The sequence below is a fragment of the Streptomyces sp. NPDC006743 genome, assembly GCF_040703815.1.
Lineage (GTDB): Bacteria > Actinomycetota > Actinomycetes > Streptomycetales > Streptomycetaceae > Streptomyces.
Map to the genome: position 1 here is coordinate 1 of NZ_JBEYJA010000159.1, position 1,409 is coordinate 1,409.

Genomic DNA, 1,409 nt, shown 5'->3' on the forward strand with positions numbered 1-1,409 from the left:
CTAGTACTGCAACGGTGTTTGCTGTGACTGATGGCCGGGTCGGTCGTTGGTGTGGTTATGGGTGGGGACCTTGCTGATGTCAGGTTGTGGGCGAGTGAACTGGACGCAGTGCATGAGCGGTTCGTGCACCGTTTCAGCAGGTCGGAGCCGCGTGAGTCGGCACTGGCCTATATGCGTGGTCTGATTGCTCCGCTGCAGCGGAAGAACGGCTGGACGCTGGCGGAGGAAGCCGGTCATGCGGGCCCGGACCGCATCCACCGGATGCTGAACCGGATCGAGTGGGACGCCGACGAGGTACTCGACGACGTGTGTCAGTACGTGGTCGACAACCTCGGCGACCCCGACGCCGTCCTGGTCGTGGACGACACGGGCTTCCTGAAGAAGGGAACGCGGTCGGCCGGGGTGCAGCGGCAATACTCCGGCACCGCCGGACGCACGGAGAACTGCCAGGTCGGCGTCTTCCTCGCCTATGCAACCGACCGCGGGCGGACACTGATCGACCGGCGTCTGTATCTGCCCACCTCCTGGACCGACGACCGCGAAAGATGCCGCCGGGCCGGCATCAGCGATGAGGTCGCCTTCGCAACCAAGGTGGCCATGGCCAAGGCGATGGTCCGCCGCGCCATCAAGGACAAGATCCCGTTCCGGTGGGTGACCGCCGATGCCGCCTACGGCTTCTCCAAGGGCTGGCGGTCCGAGCTGGAACAGGCCGACGTCTTCCACGTCATGGCCACCACCCGGCACGACACCGTGGTCACCCGCTGGGCGATCGACCACCCCGTCCACGACCTGTTCAACGGCCTTGCCCGGCAGAAATGGAAGCGGCGTTCCTGCGGCAGCGGAGCTCACGGCCTGCGGATCTACGACTGGGCCCGCGTCGAAGTCAGGCCGTGGCACCGGCACGACCGCCGTCACTGGGTGATCGCCCGCCGCAGCGTCGCCCGCCCGCAGGAGATCTCGTACTACATCGCCTACTGCCCCGCTGAGACCACACTCGACCAGCTGATCCGCGTCGCGGGCAGCCGATGGGCCATCGAGGAGTGCTTCCAGAGCGCGAAACAGGAATGCGGTCTGGACGACTACCAGGTCCGCCGCTACCCCGGCTGGCACCGCCACATGACCCTGGCCATGGCCGCCCACGCCTGCCTGACCGTCCTGCGGGCCCGCGAGCTGGATGCCGGGAAAGCAGAAACGGATCCTCCCAGCTCATCCACCTCAGCCTCGCCGAGATACGACGGCTGATCACCCGCCTCACCGACCGCCGGCCCACACCCGTCGAGCACGTCCTGCACTGGTCGACCTGGCGCCGCAAACGACAACACCAGGCCCGCACCAGCCACTACAAACGACGCGGCCACAGCCCCTGAGCTGCCCAGCACTCAGAACAAGCACCGTTGCAGTACTAGGGC

1 protein-coding gene is annotated in these 1,409 nt (G+C 66.8%); it reads left to right on the forward strand.

All coding sequences use genetic code 11. The annotated features are described in order from the left end of the window. Positions 1-57: 57 nt before the first annotated feature. The gene (locus tag ABZ719_RS37655) at positions 58-1,242 is read left to right on the forward strand and encodes an IS701 family transposase (RefSeq protein ID WP_366729671.1); all 1,185 of its coding nucleotides are present in this window, start codon (positions 58-60) and stop codon (positions 1,240-1,242) included. The last annotated feature ends 167 nt before the right edge of the window (positions 1,243-1,409 follow it).

What these genes read in the sequence shown, in the direction of transcription:
- ABZ719_RS37655 (WP_366729671.1), top strand. Translation starts at nt 58, where the DNA reads ATGGGTGGGGACCTTGCTGATGTCAGGTTGTGGGCGAGTGAACTGGAC.